General features: G+C 61.3%; 1 protein-coding gene. It reads right to left on the reverse strand.

The genetic code is table 11. The annotated features are described in order from the left end of the window. Nucleotides 1-158 precede the first annotated feature (158 nt). Nucleotides 159-852, reverse strand: a 694-nt coding sequence (locus EOA28_RS37250; protein ID WP_128315914.1) for an MFS transporter, incomplete at its 5' end; no start/stop codon positions are given.

Genomic DNA, 852 nt, shown 5'->3' on the forward strand with positions numbered 1-852 from the left:
TAAGTACGCTCCGCTCCGGTTCTCGGAACCCACCATTTTCGGCTCAGCCTGACCTGAATCTCAACCCACCTTAGCTCTTTCCAAAAAGAATGACCCCGGAAATCGTCGCCGATTTCCGGGGTCACGTGTTGAGGAGACCAGGCGGGGGTTCCGGCTCCTCAATGGCCTCCGCCGCCACCGCCGCCCTGCTGGGCCGGCTTGTTGATGAACAGCACGAAGAATCCGAGCGAGGCGAACAGCACGGTCAGCATCATGAACACGTCCATGAAGGACAAAAGCGCCGCCTGCTGCTGCACCATGCCCGACAGTTTTGAGATCGCCGCGCTACCTGCGTCGAGGCCGGCGGTCTGCTGGAAGTTCAGCGTCATGTTCTGCAGCTTGGTCTGTGCGGCCTCGCTGCCCCACTGCACATGCTCGGCAAGCCGCGCATAGTGGAAGGCGTTGCGGTCGATCAGCACCGTGTTGATCAGCGCAAGGCCGACGGCGCCGCCGAGATTGCGGGTCAGGTTGAACAGGCCCGACGCATTCTTCAGCCGTTCCGGCGGCAAGGTGCCGAGCGCGATGTTGTTGATCGGCACCATGCACAGCATCATCGAGCAGCCGCGCAGGATCTGCGGGATCAAGAGCTCATAGAAATCCCAGTCGGCGGTGAGATGCGTCATCCACCATGTGCCGGTGGCGAAGCCGACGAAGCCGATCATCATCATCAGCCTGAGATCGATCTTGTTCGACAGGATGCCGGCGACCGGCGCGGTGAAGAACATCGCCAGGCCGCTGACGAACAGCGCCTCGCCGATCATCATCGAATCGTAGCCGCGGATGCGTCCCAGGAACACCGGATAGAGATAGGTG

This window comes from Mesorhizobium sp. M2A.F.Ca.ET.067.02.1.1 (assembly GCF_004023285.1).
Classification (GTDB): Bacteria; Pseudomonadota; Alphaproteobacteria; order Rhizobiales; family Rhizobiaceae; genus Mesorhizobium.